The following is a 23584-nucleotide window of genomic DNA, read 5'->3' as shown; positions in this document are numbered from 1 at the left end:
GACCAGGACGGATAGTTTTCTGGGACTGCTTCGAAATTTCAGAATTCATAGGATTAGGCAAGAATAATAGACTGAAAGCCATTCATCTCCAGTTTACCGATAACTATTATTCAAACGCCGGCCGCCGCATTTCGCTCGGCCCGAAGTGGCAACAACTGGAGCTGCAAACATCATGATCAACGTCAACAATCCCGCCGATGGGTCCATCGTCGGGCAAGCCCCCGACATGGGCGTCGCCGAGGTCAAGGCCGCCATAGACCGAACTTGCCGTGCCTTCCCCGGCTGGTCGCGCACCCTGGCGAAGGAACGCGGCGACATGCTTCGCCGCTGGTTCGAACTGGTAAGCGCTGATAAGCAAGTCTTCGCCGAAATCATGGTCTATGAAAACGGCAAGTGTCTCGCCGAAGCCCTGGGTGAAATCGACTACGGGCTCGGTTTCATCGAGTGGTATGCCGAAGAAGCCAAACGGGTGTATGGCGACACCATTCCGTCGCACGCCGGCAATGCCGCTGTTCTGGTCGTGAAAGAGCCTGTCGGACCCACTGCAGCCATCACGCCCTGGAACTTTCCCTTCATGATGGTTACCCGCAAGGTAGCCACGGCGCTGGCGGCGGGCTGCACGATGGTGATCAAGCCGTCCGAGAAAACGCCGCTGACGGCATACAAACTGCTGGAGTACGCCCGCAAGGCGGGCATCCCCGAGGGCGTATTCGAGATGGTGACAGGAAACCCGCAAGCCATCGGGGAACTGTTTACACAGGACGACCGCATCCGCAAGATTTCCTTCACAGGGTCCACCGCGGTAGGCAAGCTGCTGGCGACTGCCAGCGGGCGCGCACTGAAGAAGATGACGCTTGAACTGGGAGGCAACGCGCCGTTCATCGTCTTCGACGATGCCGACTTGGAGCAGGCCGTGGCGGGCCTGGTGGCCGCCAAGCTCAGGAATTCGGGGCAAGTTTGTATTTCGCCCAACCGCATCTATGTGCAGGAGGCCATACATGACCGCTTCGTTGCCGCCCTGGCCGAAAAAGTTGCCCAGGTGCGCGTGGACAGCGGAATGCAACAGGAATTCGTCGTCGGCCCGCTCATTAATCAGGCGGGCTTCGACAAGGTAGCGCGGTTGGTTGAAGACACTCGGCGGCGGGGGGCGTCGACACCGCTGGGAGGCAAGCCCCATGCCAAGGGCGGGCTGTTCTACGAGCCGACTATCCTGACCGACCTGAATGACGAAATGGCGATAGCCCGTACCGAAATCTTCGGGCCCGTCTTTCCCGTCTACCGTTTTGGCTGCGAGGATGAGGTGCTCGAAAGAGCCAACAATACCGAATACGGGCTGGTGGCCTATGTTTATACGCGGGACGTCGGGCGGGCATTCCGCATGTCCCGGGATATCCAGGCAGGCATGGTGATCCTGAATTCAGGGTCGGTCGGTACGGCGTCAGTGCCATTCGGCGGTGTCAAGCAATCCGGTTACGGGCGCGAAGGCAGCTTCTACGGTATCGAGGAATACGTCGAAGTGAAGTACGTGCTAATGGGCGGGCTGGACAGCTGAGATTAAGAGCTGTGGCGTCATCGTAGCGGCGCATTCCGTGTTCCGCTCTGCCGGCCATGCAGGTCTACGCAGGGCAAAGCCCTGCGCCGCGCCATTGGCTCACCAGCAGCCGCTAAGCCTGTCGCTCGCCGACCTGAAAGGCATGCCGTAGCGCACCCGGATCACCCGGCACGACTGCGTGGAAGGAGGGAGCGCCATCGGGCAATGGCGGGGCGCTGCCCTGGGCCGCATACCGGGTGGCGAGGAGGATATTGGGAGGATCGTGGCTATGAATGGTATGCGGGCATCTAGCCTATGTCGCCGGTACAGTGGCCGCGACTGCAAATCCCCCGCCGCAAGGCGTGCCGGTTCGATTCCGGCCCCGGCACCATAATATTTGTGTGGCTTTCCAGGACACGAGAGCTCTTCCCTTGTCCTTGGTAAGATCGCCACTCTTGGTCCCGACCCCGCGTAGCATTGTTTGATGTCCCCCCGCTCCTTCTCGAACTCCCCCGCGCATTTCCCCTCGCTGTCCATGGCATCCATCGTCCGGCAAGCCATGTCCGTCCTCGCCCTTGCCTTGCCCTGCGCCGTCGCGGCCCAGGTCTGCACTGTGGCGTCCGTTCATGACGGCGACACGATGCGCCTGCAGTGTCCTTTGCAAAAGAAAAGCATCCCGGTGCGCCTGGAGCGGATCGATGCACCGGAAATCGGCCAGGCCAGCGGGGTTTCGTCGCGTGATTTCCTGCGGGCGCTGTGTCCCGTCGGCGCGCCGGCCCGGTTGTTGCGCAGAGGCAAGGATCGCTATGGCCGCACGTTGGGCGATGTCGATTGCGGCCACGGCAGCGTGCAAGAAACGATGCTGCGCCATGGGTATGCATGGGTCTATCCCAAGTTCAACGCGGAACGCGCGCTGGTCGACCTGCAGGGCGAGGCGAAGGCGGAGCGGCGTGGCCTGTGGGCGCTGCCGGCGCCTGTCGCGCCGTGGACGTACCGGAAACGGGGCAGCCTCTAAGTAAGATTAGGGGCTTGTCCAATCGGGAGGTGACTACATGCTTCGCAGCGACAAGCTGGATGCCCTGTTCCAGCTTCTGGAGGAAATGACGGGCTCTGCCAAAGGAGACGCCACGTTTGCGCCATCACGGCGCATGCAGCGCGCTGAAAACTGGCTGATGGGCGGATTCATTGCCAGCATCCTCGTCTTCGTGGCCGTCGCGGCGTGGTACCGCTTTGCATCCGAGGGCCCCGTACAGGGCGTTCCCGTGCCGGTTTACGCCATTTACTTCCTCAGTCTGCTATTCGCCATCCTCTATCTGGCGACGGTTGCCGCCGGCGTCACGCAGGCGGTGTGGCGCCATCGCCGACAGCGCTTTGCCGCCATCTTCGCGACGCTCAAGAGCGAGTTGCATGGCGATGCCGCGTTTCTCGAGAGACTGTGGGCCTTCGACAAGCCGACGCTGGAGTACGGGCTGTTGCAGTATCGCCACCGCTGGTCTTCCTTCGACGGGCGTGCGGCGGTGCTGGCAGGGGATCTGCGCAAGCTGGGTTTGTTTCCAGCCTTGGCGGCCGCCTCGGTATCGGCCAGCACCTTACTCAAGGAGAACAGCAATTTTTTCCTGTGGACGCCCTTGATCCTTGCCTGCTGCTTCTATCTCGTGGCCTTCTATGCGCTGGGCCAGCGCGAGCGCCCCGATCAGGTCGTCGCGTTGCTGGAGTACGCGATCAGCTATGCGGATGAACCGGCAAAGCCGGCGCTGGCCGAATGTGCCGCCGGGCCGGCCGCGCTTTGCGATGACCGGCAAGCGAGCGAGAGCCGTTGATCCGCCCGTGCAGCGGGCCTCGACGTTCGTCAGCGCCTGCCAAAGGCTGGCACCGCGCTAGATCAGCGTGGCGCTTTCGCCCCGTGTGACCAGCGGCGCGATCCCTTCGTAGAAAAAGGGCAGGCTGTCTTCCGGACCGTTGACCGCACGCCCCTTGACCTTGCCCATGACGAAGACGCCGATCTGCGCGTCGCCCGGTTCGATGACGAGGACGAAGGGGTTGTCGTCATCCCCCCGCATGTAGCGGCCGCCGAATTCGCGGCGGGCGGTTTCGAAGACGTAGGCCGACGCGAGAAAGTGCAGGTCGTCGGGTAGCGGCGCCTGCCGTCGGTAGAAGTCGTCCAGAACCTGGTCGACCAGCGTTAGCGAGGCGGCGGAGTAGTCCAGCTTCGAGGCGTCTATCGGCGAGCCGTCGGCCGAGAAGGCGGCGATGAAGTCCTCGGCCTGCGAGGCCATGCCGGCTTCGATGGTCGGCGGCATTTTTTTCTTCCTGAGAAAACCAAAAATACCCATGCGATCCTCCCGTGGCCGAGTGCCGGCGTGAGGCAGTGTACCGTCGAGCGCGCCGGGACAGTACCCGGGCACGGTGGAAGCTTCGATACGGACCGCCGCCGGTCTTCTTCGGCGCATGCAGTTTCTCGACGACTAAAATGCCGAGGAGCGGCGCAGCAAGACGGCCGCCGGATACTGAGGCTCATAGATATGGTGAAACAACTGCCGCAGGTTAGGGGCGATGTGCACAGGAGGCCGGGGTTCTTTCCGCGCGCTCTCGTCTCGGCGCTGGCAGCCGGCTCGTGCGCCACCGCATTCGCGTTCGAGTTTCCCCCAAACCTGCCGGCTCGCAACGAAGGGCTATGGCAGATGTCCCAGACCGCCACGGTCAGGGATGGAGGGAGGACGCTCGAGGTCCGGAAAGTCTGGAATGTCTGCCTCGACGCCAGGGCCAGCCGTGCGCTCCATGAGCTCGAGGTTAGGGAACGACAGGCGAGCGCCGCTCGCCGCCAAGAAAGCTGCGAGGATCCGCGGCCGGAATTCTCGGGCAATACGCTTTCCTGGGCCATGCATTGCACTGGCCGTTCTCCCACCGCACACAACATCGATATCCGGCACGCCACGCTGTTCTTGAGCCGCGACGAGACTCGCGCCGAATCCGCCGTTACGGACCGAAGCGGGTCCGCCCAGCGCCGTGACCTGGTCTTCACACACATGAAGCGCCTCGGCGCCTGCGAGAAGGGCTGGAAGCCCGGCGACATGAGGTTGATGCACTGGCGTGTGGACGGCGACGAGACGCTCAAGGGCCGGCAAGATGGCGACGTCTATCGCGAGATCGAAAACCACAAGGCGTTTACGGCTTCGCGACTGGGACGCTGAACGCGATTAGGTTGCATGCGAACCATTTTTGCGAGAAAATAGTTCGCATGCAACCTAATTTGTCCAGTCCACCCCGGGACGACGAGTACGTCCGCTCCCGCTTCGGCCGCCTGGTCGGCGCGGTCTACCGCAAATGGCGCCGCTCGGTCGATCAGCACTTCAAGGAGATGGGGCTCACCGACGCCACGCGCGCGCCCTTGCTCGCCCTTTACGAGTCGCGCGTCCCGGCGGTGCGCCAGAAGGACCTGGCCGAGAGCCTGTCCCTGGAGAAATCCTCGCTGGTGCGGATCCTGTCCCAGTTGCGCGAGATGGGGCTGGTGGAGTGGGAGACGGCGGAAGAGGACCGTCGTGCGAAGTCCATCCGCCTTACCCTTCAGGGGCGGCGCCTGGCCGCGCGGATCGTGGCGAAAAGCATGGAGATCGAGGCGAGCATGCTCGACGGTCTTACGGCCGACGAGCTGCGGATCACCCGCCACGCACTGGAGAAGATCGCGCGCCGTTTCGATGCGCAGCCATGAAAAACCTGCGGCAACCCTTCTCGCCTGTCGTCCGTGCCCCGCTGTGGCTGCTGGTGCTGGTCACCCTCAGCGGCACGATGGCCATGCACATTTTCATGCCGGCCCTGCCGCTCGCGGGGGCCGATCTCGGGGCCAGCCCTTCCGGCATGCAGCAGACCATCACGCTGTACGTCCTGGGCCTGGCATTCGGGCAACTGATCTATGGTCCCATTTCGGACACCATCGGGCGCAGGCCCACGCTCCTGGCGGGGCTGGGCCTGTACCTTGTCGCGAGTGTTTTCGCGCTGTTCGCGACTTCGCTCGAGTGGTTGTTGGCGGCGCGCCTGGCGCAGGCGCTGGGAGGCGCCGCCGGCATCACCCTGGGCCGGTCGATCGTGCGCGACATCTCCACGCCGGAGCGCGCCACGAAAGACCTCGCGCTGCTGAATCTGCTGACGCTGGTGGGGCCGGGCATCTCGCCCATACTCGGCTCGTTCCTGGCGGACAGTTTTGGCTGGCGGGCCGTTTATGTTTTCCTGGTATGCATTGCCGGCGTGATGGTGCTGTGCGCCTGGCGGCTGCTGCCCGAGACCAACCTGGACCGTTCTTCCCTGGCCTTCGGCAGGATCGCGAAGGATTACGGTCAATTGGTGAGCAACAGGCGGTTCCTCGGGTTTGCCGTGGGCGGCGCATGTTCGAGCACGGCGCTCTATCCCTACCTGGCCACGGCACCCTATATCGTGCACGACCAGTTGGACCTGGCCATATCGCAGATCGGCTGGTTCGCGGCGGTCACCATCGTCGGCGCCAGCATGGGCTCGGCGCTGACCCGGCGCCTGGTCGGCCGTTTCAAGACCGAGCTCTTTCTTTATCTGGGTGCCGGGCTGAGCCTGGTCATGGCCGTGGTGTTTCTGGGCGTGCAGTCCATGGGTTGGCTCAATGTCCCGCTGCTGATCGCCATCACCTTCACGCTGACCGTGGGGTGCGGCCTGTCCAGCCCCGCGGCGCTGTCGCGTGCGCTTTCCGTGGCGCCGGGGCTGACGGGGTCGGCGGCGGGGCTGTACGGATTCGGACAAATGGCGGCGGGGGCGCTGGGGACCACGCTGGTCGGCCATGGCTCCGATCCGGCGATAGCCTGCGCAGTGGTCCAGATATTCCTGACCTTGACGGCCCTGGGCGCTTATCGGATCGCGGTCGGCCGCAGGCAGACAGAATGAGGAGGCTGCATGAAGCCATGCCGTTAGGCAGGCGAACGTCAGGGGGACGGGGCGGGCGCACGCTGCGTTGGCGAATGCAGGCGCCGCTTGGTTCGCCTGGCCGATGCATTAGAGCGGGTCCAGCCCCGCTGCCGGGGGGGCTTGATGATCGCTGCCAGTTCGGCGCCAAGGAATGGATGGCGGTCGTTCTCGTAGGCATCATCGGCCGCTAGTCGTCCGGCAGCCGCGCTTCCGAACGGAGCCGCAAGCGCTTCGCCATCGACGACGACGCCGTCATCGGACTGGTTTCCGGCATTCCGTTGAGGACGGGCAGCACCGCAACCGCGACCAGAGAGATCATCAATCCCGGCGCCGCCGTCCATCCCGTGGTGTTGACCAGCAGCTCGGCGAGGAACGGCGTCAGCCCGCCGAATACCGCGGTTGCCGCGGTGGCGCCGAGGGCCAGTCCGCTCAGGCGACCCTCGCCGGGAAATTGTTCGGCCGTGGCGGGAGCCCCGACGGCGCTGACGCCTCCGGCCACCAGGGCGAGGACGACGGCGCCCAGCGCAACCTGGAGGTAGGTGCCATGCGCCATGCGGGCGAACATGAACAGCGGAAGGACCGCGCCCAGGATCGCCAATCCCATCAGCACCCGCTTGCGCCCTATGCGGTCCGACAATGCGCCGGCTGCCGGGGTGATCAGGATGACGGCCAGCGCGGCGAGCGTCGACAGCCACAGCGATTCGCCTTCCGTCCGCCCGCCGGCTGAGGTGAGGAAGGCCGGCACGTAGGTGATGCCGACGTAGTAGGTGATGGATCCCAGCGCCGAGATGGCGAAGGTACGCAGCAAGGCCATGCGATGGTGGGTCAGCGTGTGGCGCAGGGGAGAGCGGGGAATGGTTCCTTGCCGCTGTTGCCTTTCGAAGTCCGGCGACTCCTGCATGGCCGAGCGGGCGATCCATATGCCCGCCGCCAGGGCGGCGCCGACGAAAAAGGGAATGCGCCATCCCCACGCGTCGAGTTCCGGTCCGTCCAGAAGCGCCACGGTCAGGGCGGAGACGGCGACCGCCAGGAGCGCGCCTACTTCGCTGGCCGCCGATGCCAGGGAGGTGACGAGGCCCCGCCTGTCCCGTCTCGCGCCTTCGAGGAGATAGGCCACTACGCCCGTGTATTCGCCGCCTACCGAGAAGGCCATCAGGCATCGAAGAACGAGCAGCAGCGCGCCGGCGGCCGCGCCGATCCGGTCGAATGCGGGCAGCAAGGCGGTGGCCAGCATGGCCGCCGTCATGAGCGCCATGGACAGCAGCAGCGTCTTGCGGCGGCCGAAGCGGTCGCCGATGTGCCCGAACGCCATGGCGCCCAAAGGACGCATGCAGTAGGAGACGGCGAAGCCCGCCAGCGCGGCCAGCAGCGAGGTGTCGCCTCCACCGAAGAAGACTCTGGAGAGCACCGTCGCGAAGTACAGGTACAGCGTGAAGTCGTACCATTCGACGATCGTCGACAGGGCGGCGATCGTCAGGGAGCCGCGCGATATTTCCTGGGGCGGGGTCGGTTCGCTGGCAGCCATCGGCATTCTCGGGTAGGGGCGGGCCGAGGGTGGCCCGCAGGATCGGACGGCCCGGCGTCTTTGGCGATGATATAGGGGATCGAAGTCCTGGGACAGCGCCGGCCCGCCTCGACTCGCGCAGCGGCTGCGTCAGCGCCGTCCCCCAATCCAGGCGGCCAGCGCTCCTGCCAGCGGAACGAGGCCTCCCGCCAGCATGGCGTCCCGCAGGCCCGCGTAGCCGCCGTCCGATATCCCGTACAAGGTGCCCAGCACCGCCACGCCCAGCGTGGCGCCAGCCATGCGCGCCACGTTCACGAGCGACCCGGCAGTGCCCGCCCGTTCTGCCGCGACCGCCGAGACGGCCATGCCCATCAGCGGACCCGTGGCGCAACCCATGCCGATGCCGGTGAGAACGAGCCCCAGCTCGGGCCAGGCCAGGCTCCGGGCGCCTGCCGTCATCGCGAGCAGCAACAGGCCGGCGCCGATCGTCGCCACGCCGCCGCTGGTGAGCAGGCGTTCGCCGTGCCGTCGCGCCCAGGCGGCGGATCGTGGCGAGACGAGCACGAAGGCCAGCGCCATCGGCAACAGCGCGACGCCGGCCTCTGCGGAAGAGAGACGGCCGGTTCCCTGCCAGGTCAGAGGCACCAGGAACAACGCGCCGTACATGCCGAAGGTCATGCCCGCGGTGGCACCCAGCGCGGCGCGGAACGCTCGGAGGCGGAACATGTCGAGGGGCACCAGCGCGCGGGCGCCTTGCCTGGCCTCCAGGCATGCGAAACCGGCCAGGCTCAGCAGGGCAAGGACCAGCAAGGCGGCGGCGACCAGCCAGGAGCGCTCCATTTCGATCGCGGCCAGCGCCAGGCCGCCCAGGGCGAGAATGCCGCAGGCGTGGCCCGGCCCGTCGAACGATCGCCGGCGCTCGCCGCGCGATTCGTCCAGTGTCGGCATTGCCAGCGCCAAGGCTGCGGCGCCCAGCGGCACGACGATGAGAAACACGGAACGCCAGCCATGGCTGGCCACCAGGAAGCCGCCCAGGGTCGGGCCGATCGCGAGCGCCGCGCCGTTGCATCCGGCCCAGACGCCGAGTGCGCGGCCACGGCGTGCCGGGTCCGGCCAGGCTATCCGGATGATCGCCAACGACGCCGGCAGCATCAATGCCGAACCGAGCCCGGTCATCGCGCGGCCGGCGATCAGGAGGTTCACGGTCGGCGCGGCGGCGCAAAGGAGTGACGCGGCGGTGAAAAGCGCGGTGCCCAGCATGAAGGTCAGGCGCCGTCCGTACAGGTCCGCCAGCAGTCCGCCCGTCAGCAGCAGCGAAGCATAGACCAGGTTGTAGCTGTCCACCACCCACTGCAATTGCGCGACGCTGGCGGAGAAATGGACGCCTATGGGCCTTACGGCAAGGTTGACTACCGAGGTGTCGATTTGCGCGACCAGGACCGCCAGGCATAGTGTGAACAGTGTCCGCCTCGAACGCGATGGCGCCTGGTCGCCCTTGATGCGGGATGGCGGTGGCGGAGAAGGATGTCGGTCGTCCATGAGGCCAATGTACGCCGTCCGCCGCCTTCGATGCTTCGTTCCGCGTCGAAACGTCGCAACGCCGGATGGCGCTACGCTATCGGAAGAAAGACCGGAGTTTCGCCATGCCCGCACATGCCAACATCGCCGCCACCGCCTTCCTCATCGCCGAACCGGCCCGTACCGCCATGCTGATGGCGTTGCTCGACGGCAGCGCCCGCCCGGCGGGAGAACTCGCCCATGCGGCGGGTGTGACGGCCCAGACGGCCAGCGCCCATTTGACTCGCCTCGTGCAAGGACAGCTGTTGACCGTCGAGACCGAGGGGCGCCACCGCTACTATCGCCTGAGCGGTCCGGAGGTCGCCCAGGCGCTGGAGCAGCTTGCCGCCATCAGCGCCGCGAGACCTCCGCGCCTGCCGCCGCCGAGCCGCCAGGCGCGGTCCCTGCAATTCGCGCGATGCTGCTACGACCATCTCGCTGGGCAGCTGGGCGTGGCGGTGATGCATGGATTGCAGCAGCGCGGCTATGTGGTCGCGCTGCCCGAGAAGCGCTGTGAAGTCACGCCGGCGGGAATGCGCTGGTTCGGCAGCATCGGGCTGGACGTGGGGGCGTTGCGGCCTACGCGGCGAGGGCTGGCGAGACTGTGCCTGGACTGGACGGAACGCACGCATCACGTGGCCGGTCCGCTGGGCGTCGGGATGCTGGCCGCCTTTTGCGAACGGGGATGGCTGCGGCGTACGCCGGGATCGCGGGCGCTGACGCTGACGCCGCCGGGCCGGATCGCGCTGCGCGAGATGCTGGGCGTCGATGCGGCCGTGCCGGGCCAGTAGGGCGGCCAGGCTGCACGTGCGGCGTGGAGCGGGCTCATTGCATGGCTTCCGGCGTGGCGATCAGCTTTGCATAAACCCCGCCGCGAGCGGCCAGCTCTTCGTGGGTGCCCTGTTCCGCGATGCGGCCGCCGTCGAGCACGAGGACGCGGTCGGCGCCGCGGATGGTGGAAAGCCGGTGCGCGATGACCAGGACCGTGCGATGACGGCGGATTTCCGCCATCGCGGCCTGGAGGGCTCGTTCGTTTTCCGTATCCAGGTTGGACACCGCTTCATCCATGATGAGGACGGATGATCCGCGCAGCAGGGCCCGGGCGATGGCGATGCGCTGGCGTTGCCCGCCGGACAGGAGCGCCCCGCGTTCTCCGCATGGCGTGTCATAGCCGTGCGGCAAGCGCATGATGAAATCGTGCGCCTGGGCGAGCCGGGCGGCCTCCTCGATCTCGCGTTGCGTGGCGTCCGGGCGCCCCAGGCGGATGTTGTCGGCGATTGTCTCGTTGAACAGATGGACGTCCTGCGGCACGACCGATACCTGCTGGCGCAGCGTGGCGAGCGGGAGATCGCGGACGTCGACGCCGCTGATGCGCACCGCGCCGGCATCGGCGTCCCAGAAACGGAGCAGGAGGTTGGCGCACGTGCTTTTTCCTGCGCCCGAACGCCCTACCAACGCGACCGTCTCGCCGGGATGAATGGTGAAGGACGCGCCCTCCAGCACGGCCCCGCGGCCGCCGCCATAGCCGAAGCGGACGCTGTCGAATCGCACCGAGGCCTCTTTGGGAGCGGGTTTCGACCCATGGTCCGCGACCTGCGGCCGCTGGTGGAAGATGGCGAGGATCCGGCGCGCGCCGGCGCGCAGTTCGCCCAGCTTGCGCGCGGTCTGGGTGACCTCGGTGAGGGGGGCCAGCGTGGCGCCGGCCAGCACCAGGATGAGTGGCAGGGCGGCCATGTCGAGCCGGCCGGACGAGGACAGCAGCACGCCTACGACCGCCGACGCCAGGACGGCGAGCGCGAGCAAGGCGTCGATGGCCGCCTGCTCGAGCCCGGAACGCGCGCCGTAGCGATACTGTTCCGCAGCCACCGAGCGGGTGCCGTCGGCGATACGCTGCAGGTAGGCGCCGGTTTGCCCGAAGATGGCCAGTTCGCGCAGGCCCTGGATGCCTTCGACCACATCCGCGTTGAGGCGGCCCAGCGCGGCATTGAGGGCGCGGCCTTGCTCGCCGGCGCGTCGGGCGAGCCAGAACGGCACCGAGGCGACGAGCGGAAGGAAGGGCAGCAAGGCGAGGGCAACGAGCGGATGGATGAACGCCAGCGCGACCAGGGTGGCGAGGGGCACGACGATGGCGCCGACGTAGTCGCCGAGCAGGTGCGCATAGAACCACTCCATGGTCTCGGCGTCGCCGGTCGCGACCGAGGCCAGTTCGCCGGTGCGCTGGCCGAGCACGGCGCCGGGCGCGGCGCGCTCCAGGCCGTCGTAGATGCCCACTTGCAGCACCTCGATGAGCGCAAAGGCCAGCTCGTGCGACACGTGCGCCTGCCACCATCGGGCGAGACTGGCGATGAGGACGGCGATGCCGAGCATCCAGGCGTGGGAGACGAGTTCCGCGGGGCTCGTCCCGGTCACGGCCCGGCCGACGAGCCAGGCGCCTATCGCCAGGCTCGTCGCCGTCGCTGCCTGGGCGAGGATGCCCGAGACGACGGTCAGCGCGAAGACGAGCTTGCGCCGGGAAACGAGCGGGATCAGGCCCCGGAGACCGTCGGGAGCGGCCTTGGCCGGGGTGCGCCCCGGGTCGAGCGACAGCGTGTTCATGCGGTTTCTCCTTGAGCGAGAGCGAGTCTTGCGTAGAGGCCGCCGCGCTGGAGCAGATCGTCGTGGCGGCCTTCCTCGGCGATGCGGCCGTCGTCGAGCACGAGAATCCGGTCGGCCTTGCGGATGGTGGAAAGGCGGTGGGCGATGACCAGCGTCGTGCGCTGGCCGACGAGCGTGTCGAGGGCCGCCTGGATGGCTCGTTCGCTCGCGGGGTCGACGCTCGAGGTTGCTTCGTCGAGGACGAGGATCGGCGCCTGCTTCAGCAGCGCCCGGGCGATGGCGATGCGTTGCCGCTGCCCGCCGGACAGGTAGGCGCCCCGCTCGCCTACCGGCGTTTCGTAGGCGCTCGGCAGGTCCATGATGAAATCGTCGGCATACGCGGCCTTCGCCGCGGCCCGGATTTCCTCGCGGCTGGCATCCGGCCTGGCCATACGGAGGTTTTCCTCGATGGTGCCGTGGAAGAGGTAGGTGTCCTGCGAGACGACGCTGACGAGCGCATGCAGGTCGCCGAGCGACAGGTCGCGGATGTTCGTGCCGCCTATGACGATGGCGCCGGATTGGGGATCGAAGAAGCGCAGGAGCAGCGAGACGATCGTCGATTTGCCGGCGCCCGAGGAGCCGACGAGCGCGACGAATTCGTTTTCCGCCACCGAGAACGCGAGGGACGAGAGGGCGGCGCGTCCCTGTCCGTAAGAAAAGCCGACGTTTTCGAAAGCAATGTCGAAGCGCTCGGGCCGCCTGGCCGGCAAGGCGGGATCGCGGACCAGGGGCGCCGCGTCGAGCAGCTCGGCAATCGGCGCGACCGCGCCGCTTCCCGACCAGGCGGTGTGAAATTCCTTCTCCAGGCGCTCGAGCGGGCGGAAGGCCTCGCGTGCGAGAAAAAGCGTCATGAAGAGGGCGATGGGGGCGAGTTCTCCCATTGCCACCCGTTGCGCATTGAAGACGAGTACTGTGGCGATGCCGCCGAGCGTCAGCAGCCCGGTGAACCCCGATCGCATCAGGTTGACCGCCAGTGTGGCCATGGATTCGCGCCGCAGCTCGGCCGCGTGGTGCGCCAGCGCGGTCCGCCGCCGTGACGCCGCGCCCAACGCCTTCAAGGTCACGATGCCCTGGAGGCTATCCAGGAGATACGCCGCGAAGGCTCCCATGGCGGCGAAGACGCCGGACGATTTCGGCCGGCGCCAGCGGAGCCAGAGCTGGTCCGCGAGCGGCAGCGCCGCGACGAAGCCGGCGAGTATGAGCGCCGAGCGCCAGTCGACGACGGCCAGGCAGGCGATGACGCCCAGGCAGCCGATGGCGGCGATGAAGATCGCGGGCAGGTACCGGCTGAAGTAGGCTTCCAGCGCTTCCACGCCGTCGACGACGGTGGCCAGGAGTTCGCCGGTCTGGCGGCGCTGGAGATAACCCGGGCCGAGTTCGACGAGCTTGGCGATGAGCCGCCCGCGCAGGCGTTCCTTCGTGGCTTGCGCCGTGGCCTGCGCGGCCATCTCGCTGGCCCAGACGAGGGCGGCACGCAGCGCGACGACGGCAACGAAGGCGGCGATCCATGGCGCCACGCCCGCGAAGGAGCTGCCCCGGAAAAGCGCGGCAAGGGCCGACGCCAGGAAAAGACCCTGCAGGACATATCCCGCGGTAATGGCAAGGCCGAGCAGTACGCTGGCCGCGATGGCCGTCCGGACCGTTCCCGCCAACATGAGTAGGTTGCCGCCCATGATCACCTCGTTTTCGCGATGTGCGAAAAAATATGACTGACTGCCAGTCATAAGTCAAGTGATATTGCGAATCGTTTTCAACAGCGGATGGTATCCGCGGCGGCGTTCAATCGGCGGCCAGGCCTACCGCCTTGAAACAGATCTCCTGGGCCTTGCGTATCAGCCGCTTCCGGTCGATGGGCGGCGGAGCAAGCAGCGCGTCGTCGACGATCCCGTGTATTCCCGCGAAAAGGAACACGGCGGTCAGGCGCGGATGGTCCACCGACCAGGCGCCGTCGGCGGCGCCATCGGCGAGCAGCGCCGCCAGATGGTCCGCGACCAGGTTGTCGTTGTGCTGTTCGCGCGCATGGGGGTGGAACTCGTGGAAGACGACGTCGTGCAGGGGAACCGCGTCGAGATAGCCCGTGATGCTGGCTTGCGCCCAGGTCGACAACTTGCCTTTCCAGTCTTTCTTGGGACGTTTCGCGGTGGCAGTCTTGAGTCCCTCCACGAAATCCTCGATGAATCGCTGGCGCAGCGCGGCCAGTACGTCTTCCTTCGACGTGAAGTGCAGGTAGAAGGTCCCTTTCGCGACCTCGGCCGCGGTGGTGATCTGCTCGATCGTGGTCGAGGCGACCCCTTGCCGCAGGAACAGCTCCTGCGCGGCGTTCATCAGGTCGTCGCGCCGCTCTTCGGCCGGTTTCGTTCTTGGGCGGCTTTGGATCCTGGAGGTCATGGGGAGGCGGGTGCGTCGATCGTCGCTGGTTCGCTGAGTCGGGGAGTGTACCAAGGGCCATCCCGAGGGAGGCGGCCGCGCCCACTATGATAGGGGCTGGAATCGTGACCATATCGGGGCCCCTATTGCCTGCCGCCGCATTCGATACGAGACAGCCCGCGATCGCGCGGGGCATAGGCTGCATTCTTTTCGGCTGCTTCTGCCTGACCGTCAGCGACAGCTTCGCCAAGTGGCTGGGCGAGCATTTCTCCCCCCTGCAGCTGGTCTTCATGCGCGGACTGATCGCCGCGCCGGTCGTGGCCTTGATCGCCATCCGCACGAGCGGCGTTCAGGCTCTCTTCACCGCACATCCCTTTCTCCACTTGGCGCGCGGGGCCATCAACGTCGCGGCGGCATTCTGCTTTTACCTGAGCCTGACCCACATTCCCCTGGCCGAGGCGACGGCAATCGCCTTCTCGGCCCCCCTCTTCGTGACGCTGCTGTCGGTCGTGGTGCTCAAGGAGCGCGTCGGCGCTTCGGCATGGTGCGCGGTATTGGCCGGCTTTGCCGGCGTATTGGTGGTCGTGCGGCCAGGGTGGGGCGGGTTCCATCCGGCCGCCGTCCTGCCGCTGCTGGCGGCCGTCGGCTATGCGGTCATGATGCTGAGCGCGCGCCGCATCAGTTCCCGCGAAGGCCTGGCCACCACCGCTTTCTACATCGTCGTGGCCCAGGTGGCGGCCAGCGCGCTGCTGCAGCCGTGGGTGTGGCAGCCGATCGACATGCGTCAATTCGCCGGAATGGTTGGACTGGCGACCTTCAGCACGCTGGGCCTGACCTTCATCACGCATGCCTTCCGGCTTGCGCCCCCGGCCGTCGTGGCCCCGTTCGACTATTCGGGATTGATCTGGGCCACCTTGTTCGGCTGGGTGTTCTGGGGCGAGATGCTCGATGCTTGGAGCTACGTGGGGGCGGGACTGATCGCGGCCGGCGGCATCCTGGTGGTGACGCGCCGGCCCCGAAGGGCGGGCCCGGCTACGCCGCTCGAGGAGGACTGAACGCAGCGAAACCCCGCCGTGGCATGTGCCGCTTGGCGGCACGTTTCCGTAGCGGAGTTTCGCCTTCCGCCTTACTTCGCTATCAGCGCGAACGCGCCTTCCACGTTGAGCCGTGCCCAGTAGGCCGACTTCGCCGCGTCGTAACCGACCACCACGGCGCCCGCGCACGAAGCGTCGATATCGCCGGGCAGGCCGGTCAGGAACGCCGCCTGGTAGGGCAGCTTGCTGACGCACGCCGGCCGGGCCAGGGCGGCCCATTTGCCTTCCGCATCGCGACGCGCCAATGCCGTGGCGGCGGCATCGCGGCCGGCGGGCAGCGCGAATTCGAGCACATAAGTGTCGCCGCTCTGGTCGGCGCTCAGTTCCCACTGCCGGGTCGCATGCGCGGGCAATTGCACCGGCAGCTTGCCGTTCTCGGATCCGTCGCCATAGCTGCCGGGCAGGCCGGTTTGCGCGGTGATGTCTTTCACGCGGCCCCAAGGATCGATGTAGGTGCCGGTCTGCCCCGCGATACCGCTTACCCACAACACGTCGGAGACGGTATCGCCGCCGCTCTTCTGCCAGTTCAGCGCCACCAGCTTCTTCAGGTCTATGGTCGTCTCGCGCACCTCGACTTCCTCGTCGGGCGTGCCTTCGTTCACCAACCGGGCGCGCTGGCTGTTGTTCAGGTTGCGGCTGAAGCTCTCGTCGCTGATAAACATGTAGCGGTACATCATCGACAGCATTTCCATGTTGCTGGTGGCGTACGAATAGCCGGGCGTGGCGCTCATGCCGCGGGTGCGGGTGTCGTAGCGGTTGAATGCGCGGTTGGTGCCGTCCAGCAGGCGGGCGCGCTCGCCGCTGGAGGAGACGCAATAGCTGGTGCGATACGAGGGGTCGTAGATGCTGTTGCGCTGGATGTCCATGGGCACGCTGGCGGGAAACACGAGCTTTTCGCAGCGCTCTTTCGAACGGACGAAGCGATCGAGCAGCTTCCACTGGGGCGAAGCCAGTTCCTTCGCGCCATGATCGTTATCGGTAACTGAATGGGCCGCGAAGTAGGAGCGATAGTCCAGCATCTTGCCCTGGACGGTGAAGATGGACGCGTTGGCGTCGACAAAGCCGGTATCTTCGTGTTGCACCTTGTGCATCAGCACGCTCTGGATGCGCTCGTGCTCTCCGAAACGCGTCTCATAGCCCTTGTAGGCGGCGTCGCCCGAGATGATCTGCTGGAAGCCCAGGTCGGAGTCGTCGCGGATGAAGCTGCGCGCATAGTGGTGTTCGTGGCCCGAGACGTAGATCACGTCGTGCTCGGCGAACAGCTTGCGGTATTTGTCGTAGGCTTCGCGGAACTTGGCGTCGTTGACGATGGCCAGGCTGCCGTCGACGATATTCTCGCGCACCAGGCCGTAGCGATTGCCGGCGAACGAGTTGTGGGTCTGCAGGATGATGTGGTCGACCTTGCCGCCGTGTTCCTTCACCATGCTTTCCACGAAATCGTACGCGCGTTCGATCCAGCCGTACGAGATGTTGATGAACAGCACGTTCTCGCGCACCAGCGCATAGTTTTTGTTGGCCGAGCCGGGCATGTGCTGGGCGTCGGCGGGGATGAAGTCCTCGACGGTGTCGTACCAGTCCTGGTCGATGCCCTTGGGATCGTGATTGCCCATGATGGGCAGGATGGTCATCTTCCCCTTGTAGCGTTCTGCCATGCTTCGCCATTGCGCGTATTCGGCGGGAGTGCCGTTCTCCACCAGGTCGCCCACGGCCAGGACGACGTTGACGCCGGATTGTTCGTACAGGTCCAGGATGGCCTTCATGGGATACAGGGCCACGCCGGCGTCGCCGCCCTGGGTGTCGGGCAGGATGCCGATGCGCAGGGTGGACGGCTTGGGTTCGCCCGGCGTGCCTGGAGTACCCGGCGTGCCGGGGGCGACGGCCGGGTCGCCGTCTCCGCCGCCGCAGGCGGCCAGCGTGGACAGGACGGCAAGAGCCACGGCGGCAACAGTACCGCGCCCGGACTTCATGTAACGCGTTGACATACTTTTCTCCCGAAAGCGGCGCAGCTTAGGGAGACTTTGTGACGCGGCCATTGCGGCCAGCGGTTGAAGGAGCGTGCTGGAGAAAGAGGTTTTCGGGGTCCGGTCCTAGGCTATTGTTGTTAGCCCCATAATTGCGAATAAATGCAGGATGCTGTAACGTATTTAGCAATTAGAATCAATAACAAAAATGCTATGGAAAGCTCCTACGCCGAGCCCGGACGACCGTTGCTCAAACGGTTCTTGCGTGTACTCGTTGCCTTCTTGATCGTCTGCTTTCTCAATGCGGCGATTCTTCGCCTCGCCTGCCATTCGGGAGGCGTGCCGGAGTCGCGGCTGCTCGCCAGCTTTGCCGTCGGCTGCTTGTAACGAGAGGATGCGGGCGGATGCGGGAATGGTTACCGCCCCGGCGGGATGGGTTACGCGGCGTCTTGTTTTTTTCTCTTGCGTTCTACCGTGTACACGACCAACAGCGCACAGGCCACCCAGACCAGCAATACTCCCAGAAGCATGGGGTCCATCCAACGTCGTAGTTATGGCAAATGCTTGCCATGATAGTGGGTACTCTCCTGCGCGGCCAATTGATTAAATGAAATACGCCCCTAGGATTCGTCTATGTTGCCTCGAGGCGATGGCAGGGGCAGAACCCGCTTTCCTGGGAACGGTGCTTGCGGCGTAGCCGCTTCGTTCGTCAGGGAGAGCATCATGACCGATACGAAGCAACCCGGCACAGACCGGCTCGCGAAACCCGACACCGGGGCGCATGCCAAGAAGCACGGCGACAAGATCCGCAGCCGCAGCGCCGATCCCGGCCAGAGCAGCTATGGCGGATTCAAGAACGAGGACCCTCGGCGCCAGGTGCAGGACCTCGACCGGGAACGGTCCAAATAGCGACGGCAGCTGCCTGAGAGGGCCCGGCGAGACGCCGGGGACGCAGCGTCACGCGGTGCCGTAGCCTCCGCCGCCCGGCGTTTCGATTTCCACCCTGTCGCCCGCTTGCAGCTCGGCCCGGTCAGCATGGTCCAGCGATTCGACACGGCCGTCGGTCCGCAGCACGCGCGCCAGTCCCGGCGCGCCGGGCTGGCCGCCCGCCAGTCCGAACGCCGGATGGCGCCAGCCGTTGGCCAGCAGCGACACCGTCATGGGCTCCAGGAACCGTAGCGTGCGTACCCCCCCGTCGCCCCCACGCCAGCGTCCGGTCCCTCCCGATCCGTGGCGGATCTCGTAGCGTTCCAGCCGAACCGGGAAACGCAATTCCAGCACTTCGGGGTCGGTCAGCCGGGAATTGGTCATGTGGGTTTGCACGACCGAGGTGCCGTCGAACCCGCCGACCAGGGCGCCGCCCTCGTCGAATCTGCCGCCCGCGCCCGACCCGCCCGAAATGGTCTCGTAGTACTGATGGCGGGCGTTGCCGAAGGTCAGGTTGTTCATGGTCGGCTGGCTGCTGGCCATGATGCCCAGCGCGCCGTAGAGCGCGTTCGTGACGCAGGTGGAAGTCTCGACGTTGCCGGCCACGACGGCCGCCGGATAGCGCGGATTGAGCATGGAGCCTTCCGGTACCACGATGGTGAGCGGTTTCAAGCCTCCGGCGTTCATGGGGATGTCTTCGTCGAGCAAGGTGCGGAAGACATAGAGCACCGCGGCCGACGTCACTGCGCGGGGGGCGTTGAAGTTGTTGGGCAACTGCGCCGAGGTGCCGGTGAAGTCCAGCGTGGCGCTGCGTGCGGCGTGGTCCACGGTGACGGCCACGCGGACCTGTGCGCCGTTGTCGAGCGATACGGCAAACCGGCCGTCGCGCAGCCGGCTGATGGCGCGCCGCACCGACTCTTCGGCGTTGTCCTGCACGTGCCCCATGTAGGCTTGCACCACGTCCAGGCCGAAGTAGCGCACCATCGCCATGAGCTCCTCGCGGCCTTTTTCGTTGGCGGCCACTTGGGCACGCAGGTCGGCGATGTTCTGGTCGATGTTGCGGGCGGGATGGCGCGCATTGGCCAAGAGCTCGCGCATTTCCGTCTCGCGCATTCGACCGTCGCGCACCAGGAGGAAGTTCGTGATCAGCACGCCTTCGTCGTCGATGGTGCGCGAATCGGGCGGCATGGATCCCGGAGTCAGGCCGCCGATGTCGGCGTGGTGGCCGCGCGAGCCGACGTAGAACAGCACCTTGGTGCCGGCCTCGTCGAAGATGGGCGTGATCACCGTGACGTCGGGCAGGTGGGTGCCGCCCGCATACGGGTCGTTGAGCACATATACGTCGCCTGGTTGCAGCGTGCCTCGGCTGGCGTCGATGACCGCGCGGATGCTGGCTCCCATGGATCCAAGGTGCACCGGGATATGGGGCGCGTTGGCCACCAGGTCGCCTTGCGCGTCGAAGATCGCGCACGAGAAGTCCAGCCGCTCCTTGATGTTGACCGAGTGCGCGGTGTTCTGCAGGCGCCAGCCCATCTGCTCGGCAATGGACATGAACAGATTGTTGAAGATCTCCAGCATGACCGGGTCGGCCTCGGTGCCGACGGCGCGGCGTTGCGGGCGCGGGCGCGAGCGTTCGAGCACGATGTCGCCGCCGGCCGAGGCCGTGGCGCGCCAGCCGGGGTCGACCACCGTGGTGGCGTTGGCGTCGGAAATGATGGCGGGGCCTTCGACGGCATCGCCCGCCCGCAGGTCCGCCGCGGCGTAGAGCGGGGCGTCCTGCCACTGCTCGTCGGCGTGCACGGCGACGCGGCCCGCGGGCTCCAGCCGGGTGCCGGCCTGGCGCGCGGACCGGACGAAGCTCGCGGCGCGAGAGCCCTGCGGGCCGGTGTCGGCCGTGGCTTCGGCCACGGCCGAATCGATCACGAGCGCCCGGTCCGGCATCAGGAAGGCGAACCGTTGCCGGTAGGTACGCTCGAAATCCGCCTGCATCGTGGCCGCTTCGCCCAGCGGGACGGGCAGGGCGGTGTCGGTGCCCTCATAGCGCAGGTACACACGTTTGGCTATCCGCACGTCGGCCCTGCCGCAGCCCTGGGCCAGCAGCTCGTCGCGCGCTGCCGCACCCAGTTCGTCGAGCACGCGGCGGACTTCGGCCTGGCCCGCGGCATCGAAGCGTCGTTCGACCGAGCGCTCGCGCACCGCGGTGGCGACCGCCAGGCCCATGCCATAGGCGGAAAGCACGCCGGCGAGCGGGTGGATCAGCACGCGCGGCATGGCGAGCGCGTCGGCCACGGCGCATGCGTGTTGCCCGCCCGCGCCGCCGAAGGTGGTGAGCGTATAGCGGGTGATGTCGTAGCCGCGCTGGACGGAAATCAGCTTGATCGCGTTGGCCATGTTGGTGACCGCGATCTCGAGGAATCCCCGCGCCAGCGATTCGGGCGTGGTGGGACGGCCGGTGGCGCGGGAGACTTCCTCGGCCAGCTCGGCAAAGCGCGCACGCACCACCTCGGCGTCGAGCGGCTGGTTGCCGTCGGGACCGAACACGGCGGGGAAGTGGGCCGGCTGGATACGGCCCAGCATCACGTTGGCATCGGTGACGGTCAGCGGCCCGCCGCGCCGGTAGCAGGCCGGCCCGGGGTCGGCGCCGGCCGATTCCGGACCCACCCGCAGCCGGGTGCCGTCGAAGCGCAGAATGGAGCCGCCTCCGGCCGCCACGGTATGGATGCTCATCATGGGCGCGCGCAGCCGTACCCCCGCCACCAGCGTGTCGAAGGTGCGCTCGTACTCGCCCGCATAGTGGGAAACGTCGGTCGAGGTGCCGCCCATGTCGAATCCGATCACCCGGTCGAAACCCGCCGCGGCGGACACGCCGGCCATGCCGACGATGCCGCCCGCCGGGCCGGACAATACCGAGTCCTTGCCCTGGAAGGCGCGCGCGTCGGTCAGGCCGCCGCTCGATTGCATGAATTGCAGCCTCACCCCGGGCAGCGCCGCGGAAACACGGTCGACGTAGCGGCGCAGTACCGGCGATAGATACGCGTCGACGACGGTCGTGTCGCCGCGGGCGATGAAGCGGATCAGCGGCGAGACGGCATGCGAGACCGAGACCTGGGTGTAGCCGAGCTCGCGTGCGATATCCGCCAGGCGCAGTTCGTGCGCGGGGTTGCGATAGCCGTGCATCAGCGCGATGGCGACGGCGTGGTAGCCCTGGGCGCGCCCATCGGCCAATTCGGCGCGGGCTTGGCGCTCGTCCAGCGGTGCGGCGACACTGCCATCGGCCGCCAGCCGCTCGTCGATTTCCACCACGCGGCTCGCGAGCTGCTCGGGCAGCACGATCTCGCGATCGAACAGGCGCGGCCGGTTCTGGTAGGCGATGCGCAGCGCGTCGCGAAAACCGCGGGTGACTGCCAGCAGCACGCGTTCGCCCTTGCGCTCGAGCAGCGCATTGGTGGCGACGGTGGTGCCCATGCGGACCACCTCGATGCGTTCGGCGGGGACCGGTTCGCCGGGCGCGAGTCCGAGCAGCCGGCGGATGCCTTCCACGGCGGCGTCCTCGTAGCGGCCCGGATTCTCCGACAGGAGCTTGGCCGTGGTCAGCGAGCCGTCCGGGCGGCGTCCGATCACGTCGGTGAAAGTGCCGCCGCGATCGATCCAGAATTCCCAGCGGGCATCGTCGGGGAGGGAGGGACGGGAGGAAGCGGTCATAGCGATGAGGCCGCGCGCGCGGCTTGGTCGTAGAGGCCCGAGAGCATGCGCAGGCGGCGCGCCACGTCGGACAGGGAGGCATCGTCCGCCAGTTCGCCTTCGATACTGGGAAGCAGGCAGCGGCCGCGTACGTCGCGGAAACGCTCGATCAGGGCGGCGCCTTCGGCGGTGGTGGCGTAGAAGACCTCCTTGCCGATCTTCTCGCCGCGCACCAGGCCCATGCCGGCCAGTTTCTTGAGCGAATAATTGATGACGTGCGTGTCTTCGTAATTGAGGGTGAAGCAGATGTCGGCGAGCTTCTTGCCGCGCTTGCGGTGATGCACGTGATGCAACACCAGTACGTCGGTGATGGCGAGTTCGGCCTCGCCCGCCGCCGCCATGCAGCGCACCACCCAGCGGCTGAAGGCGTTGTGGGCGATGATGAGGCCGAACTCCAGCTCGGACAGCTCGGCATGCGGACCGGTGGCCAGGTGCGCGGAGGACAGGATGCGCAGGCGCTCGCCGCCGCCCTCCACGATGCCGTCGCGTTTGCGCTCGCTCATGCCGCGCCTCGTCCCGGAAAGCGGAGCGTATGCATGGCGCCGAGTCGATCACTCGTCATCGTCGTCTTCTCCGGCGAACAATCGTTCCTTGGGCGGCGCAATCTCGGTGACCAGGTCGCGCACCAGCGCTGACTTCGATCGCAGCATGGCTTTCTATCTCGAGGCGCTCGCGCCATTGGGATACGAGGCCAGGAAACGGGAATCCGACATGGCGGTGTTCGGACACAAGGCCAGAGTGGTGGGCGAGGATCCGGCCGGCGATTTTTTCATCGCGCTGGGCAAGGTGCTCGACCCGCCGTCCCATGTCGCCTTTCGCGCCGCCAGCCGCGACGAAGTGGATGCCTTCTACCGCGCGGCGCTCGCGGCGGGCGGCCGCAGCAACGGCCCCCCGGGCCTGCGGCCGCGCTACCACGCCGACTACTACGCCGCTTTCGTGCTGGACCCGGACGGATACAACATCGAAGCGGTCTGCCACGTGCCCTGAGGCGCCCCGGGGGCCGCTCGCTAGGCGTTGCCGGGGCTGTCCGCACCGAACCGGACGACGTAGCTTTCGTCGAACGAGATGCTGTCGCCTATCGCCATCCCGTCGAATTGCGAAGCGCCGTTGCTGAAACCCGTGATCTCCGCGGTGAATTCGAGAGAAACCCGTTCGCGCAAGGTGGCGTAGACCAGCACGGCCGGATCGGCGGCGCTGCGCAGGCTCGCCTGGGTGCCGATCCTGTTCTCGGCGTCGGGTAGCGAATCCTCCACGAGTAGCGGGGCAGGAGGAGGACTGCCCGGGGGCGCGTTCCACCGTTGCGTCAACTTGCTGGCGTCGTGATGTCGCATAGCGGCTCCTT

General features: G+C 66.7%; 21 protein-coding genes and 1 tRNA gene. 12 read left to right on the top strand and 10 right to left on the bottom strand.

The features are described from left to right. Nucleotides 1-172 precede the first annotated feature (172 nt). The 4 genes from CDO44_RS19085 to CDO44_RS19070 all read left to right on the top strand — a co-directional run bounded on the left by CDO44_RS19085 (nt 173) and on the right by CDO44_RS19070 (nt 3351). The gene (locus tag CDO44_RS19085) at nt 173-1552 is read left to right on the top strand and encodes an NAD-dependent succinate-semialdehyde dehydrogenase (RefSeq protein ID WP_087781870.1); all 1380 of its coding nucleotides are present in this window, start codon (nt 173-175) and stop codon (nt 1550-1552) included. Nucleotides 1553-1851: 299 nt separating this feature from the next. After that, nucleotides 1852-1922: transfer RNA gene (locus CDO44_RS27665), tRNA-OTHER, on the top strand. Nucleotides 1923-2015: 93 nt separating this feature from the next. Further along, on the top strand, nt 2016-2546 hold the full coding sequence (locus CDO44_RS19075; RefSeq protein ID WP_087781869.1) for a thermonuclease family protein: 531 nt from the start codon (nt 2016-2018) through the stop codon (nt 2544-2546). Nucleotides 2547-2583: 37 nt separating this feature from the next. Further along, nucleotides 2584-3351, top strand: coding sequence for a hypothetical protein (locus CDO44_RS19070; protein ID WP_198951396.1), 768 nt, complete (start codon nt 2584-2586; stop codon nt 3349-3351). A 57-nt stretch (nt 3352-3408) separates the two neighbouring features. Here CDO44_RS19070 and CDO44_RS19065 read toward each other — a convergent pair whose 3' ends face one another. Then, nucleotides 3409-3831, bottom strand: coding sequence for a hypothetical protein (locus CDO44_RS19065; RefSeq protein WP_087781868.1), 423 nt, complete (start codon nt 3829-3831; stop codon nt 3409-3411). Nucleotides 3832-4053: 222 nt separating this feature from the next. Between CDO44_RS19065 and CDO44_RS19060 the strand changes: the two genes are divergently transcribed. From CDO44_RS19060 to CDO44_RS19050, 3 genes are read left to right on the top strand one after another with little or no spacing between them, the layout of a single operon-like run. Then, nucleotides 4054-4722, top strand: a complete 669-nt coding sequence (locus CDO44_RS19060) for a DUF3617 family protein (RefSeq protein ID WP_087781867.1) — start codon at nt 4054-4056, stop codon at nt 4720-4722. Between the two features lie 47 nt (nt 4723-4769). Then, nucleotides 4770-5240 (top strand): MarR family winged helix-turn-helix transcriptional regulator, encoded by a 471-nt coding sequence (locus tag CDO44_RS19055; protein ID WP_087781866.1) that lies wholly within the window; start codon nt 4770-4772, stop codon nt 5238-5240. Next, on the top strand, nt 5237-6436 hold the full coding sequence (locus CDO44_RS19050) for a multidrug effflux MFS transporter (protein ID WP_233146271.1): 1200 nt from the start codon (nt 5237-5239) through the stop codon (nt 6434-6436). The genes CDO44_RS19055 and CDO44_RS19050 overlap by 4 nt, the downstream gene beginning before the upstream one ends. A 208-nt stretch (nt 6437-6644) precedes the next feature. On the opposite strand, the gene CDO44_RS19045 is transcribed toward CDO44_RS19050, so the two are convergent. After that, nucleotides 6645-7982 carry an MFS transporter gene (locus tag CDO44_RS19045; protein WP_087781865.1) on the bottom strand — a complete coding sequence of 446 codons (1338 nt, stop codon included), beginning with the start codon at nt 7980-7982 and terminating at the stop codon, nt 6645-6647. Between the two features lie 129 nt (nt 7983-8111). After that, nucleotides 8112-9500, bottom strand: coding sequence for an MFS transporter (locus tag CDO44_RS19040; protein ID WP_087781864.1), 1389 nt, complete (start codon nt 9498-9500; stop codon nt 8112-8114). A 104-nt stretch (nt 9501-9604) separates the two neighbouring features. On the opposite strand from CDO44_RS19040, the gene CDO44_RS19035 reads away from it, so the two are divergent. Then, nucleotides 9605-10309 (top strand): helix-turn-helix transcriptional regulator, encoded by a 705-nt coding sequence (locus CDO44_RS19035; protein WP_087781863.1) that lies wholly within the window; start codon nt 9605-9607, stop codon nt 10307-10309. Between the two features lie 34 nt (nt 10310-10343). On the opposite strand, the gene CDO44_RS19030 is transcribed toward CDO44_RS19035, so the two are convergent. From CDO44_RS19030 to CDO44_RS19020, 3 genes are all read right to left on the bottom strand, one after another. Then, on the bottom strand, nt 10344-12113 hold the full coding sequence (locus tag CDO44_RS19030; RefSeq protein ID WP_087781862.1) for an ABC transporter ATP-binding protein: 1770 nt from the start codon (nt 12111-12113) through the stop codon (nt 10344-10346). Further along, nucleotides 12110-13825, bottom strand: coding sequence for an ABC transporter ATP-binding protein (locus tag CDO44_RS19025; RefSeq protein WP_087781996.1), 1716 nt, complete (start codon nt 13823-13825; stop codon nt 12110-12112). Before CDO44_RS19025 ends, CDO44_RS19030 begins: the two co-directional genes overlap by 4 nt. A 106-nt stretch (nt 13826-13931) precedes the next feature. Beyond that, nucleotides 13932-14540 (bottom strand): TetR/AcrR family transcriptional regulator, encoded by a 609-nt coding sequence (locus CDO44_RS19020; protein WP_087781861.1) that lies wholly within the window; start codon nt 14538-14540, stop codon nt 13932-13934. 86 nt (nt 14541-14626) lie between these two features. Here CDO44_RS19020 and CDO44_RS19015 point away from each other — a divergent pair, with 86 nt between their 5' ends. Continuing rightward, nucleotides 14627-15574, top strand: a complete 948-nt coding sequence (locus CDO44_RS19015) for a DMT family transporter (RefSeq protein WP_087781860.1) — start codon at nt 14627-14629, stop codon at nt 15572-15574. 71 nt (nt 15575-15645) lie between these two features. Here CDO44_RS19015 and CDO44_RS19010 read toward each other — a convergent pair whose 3' ends face one another. After that, nucleotides 15646-17595 (bottom strand): metallophosphoesterase, encoded by a 1950-nt coding sequence (locus tag CDO44_RS19010; protein WP_233146269.1) that lies wholly within the window; start codon nt 17593-17595, stop codon nt 15646-15648. A gap of 192 nt (nt 17596-17787) precedes the next feature. Here CDO44_RS19010 and CDO44_RS27660 point away from each other — a divergent pair, with 192 nt between their 5' ends. After that, nucleotides 17788-17961 carry a hypothetical protein gene (locus tag CDO44_RS27660; RefSeq protein WP_158213338.1) on the top strand — a complete coding sequence of 58 codons (174 nt, stop codon included), beginning with the start codon at nt 17788-17790 and terminating at the stop codon, nt 17959-17961. A 336-nt stretch (nt 17962-18297) separates the two neighbouring features. Beyond that, nucleotides 18298-18483: a hypothetical protein gene (locus CDO44_RS28145; RefSeq protein WP_087781858.1), complete on the top strand. Its 186-nt coding sequence runs from the start codon at nt 18298-18300 to the stop codon at nt 18481-18483. 48 nt (nt 18484-18531) lie between these two features. On the opposite strand, the gene CDO44_RS19000 is transcribed toward CDO44_RS28145, so the two are convergent. Continuing rightward, nucleotides 18532-22203: a hydantoinase B/oxoprolinase family protein gene (locus tag CDO44_RS19000; RefSeq protein WP_087781857.1), complete on the bottom strand. Its 3672-nt coding sequence runs from the start codon at nt 22201-22203 to the stop codon at nt 18532-18534. After that, the gene (locus tag CDO44_RS18995) at nt 22200-22745 is read right to left on the bottom strand and encodes a winged helix DNA-binding protein (RefSeq protein ID WP_087781856.1); all 546 of its coding nucleotides are present in this window, start codon (nt 22743-22745) and stop codon (nt 22200-22202) included. Before CDO44_RS18995 ends, CDO44_RS19000 begins: the two co-directional genes overlap by 4 nt. 145 nt (nt 22746-22890) lie before the next feature. Between CDO44_RS18995 and CDO44_RS18990 the strand changes: the two genes are divergently transcribed. Next, nucleotides 22891-23229: a VOC family protein gene (locus tag CDO44_RS18990; protein WP_233146268.1), complete on the top strand. Its 339-nt coding sequence runs from the start codon at nt 22891-22893 to the stop codon at nt 23227-23229. A 20-nt stretch (nt 23230-23249) separates the two neighbouring features. On the opposite strand, the gene CDO44_RS18985 is transcribed toward CDO44_RS18990, so the two are convergent. Continuing rightward, nucleotides 23250-23573 carry a hypothetical protein gene (locus tag CDO44_RS18985; RefSeq protein ID WP_087781854.1) on the bottom strand — a complete coding sequence of 108 codons (324 nt, stop codon included), beginning with the start codon at nt 23571-23573 and terminating at the stop codon, nt 23250-23252. Nucleotides 23574-23584 lie beyond the last annotated feature (11 nt).

It is taken from the genome of Pigmentiphaga sp. NML080357, from assembly GCF_002188465.1.
GTDB lineage: Bacteria > Pseudomonadota > Gammaproteobacteria > Burkholderiales > Burkholderiaceae_B > Pigmentiphaga.
The sequence above is the reverse complement of the archived record's forward strand: the minus strand, read 5'-3'. Positions and strand labels throughout refer to the sequence as shown.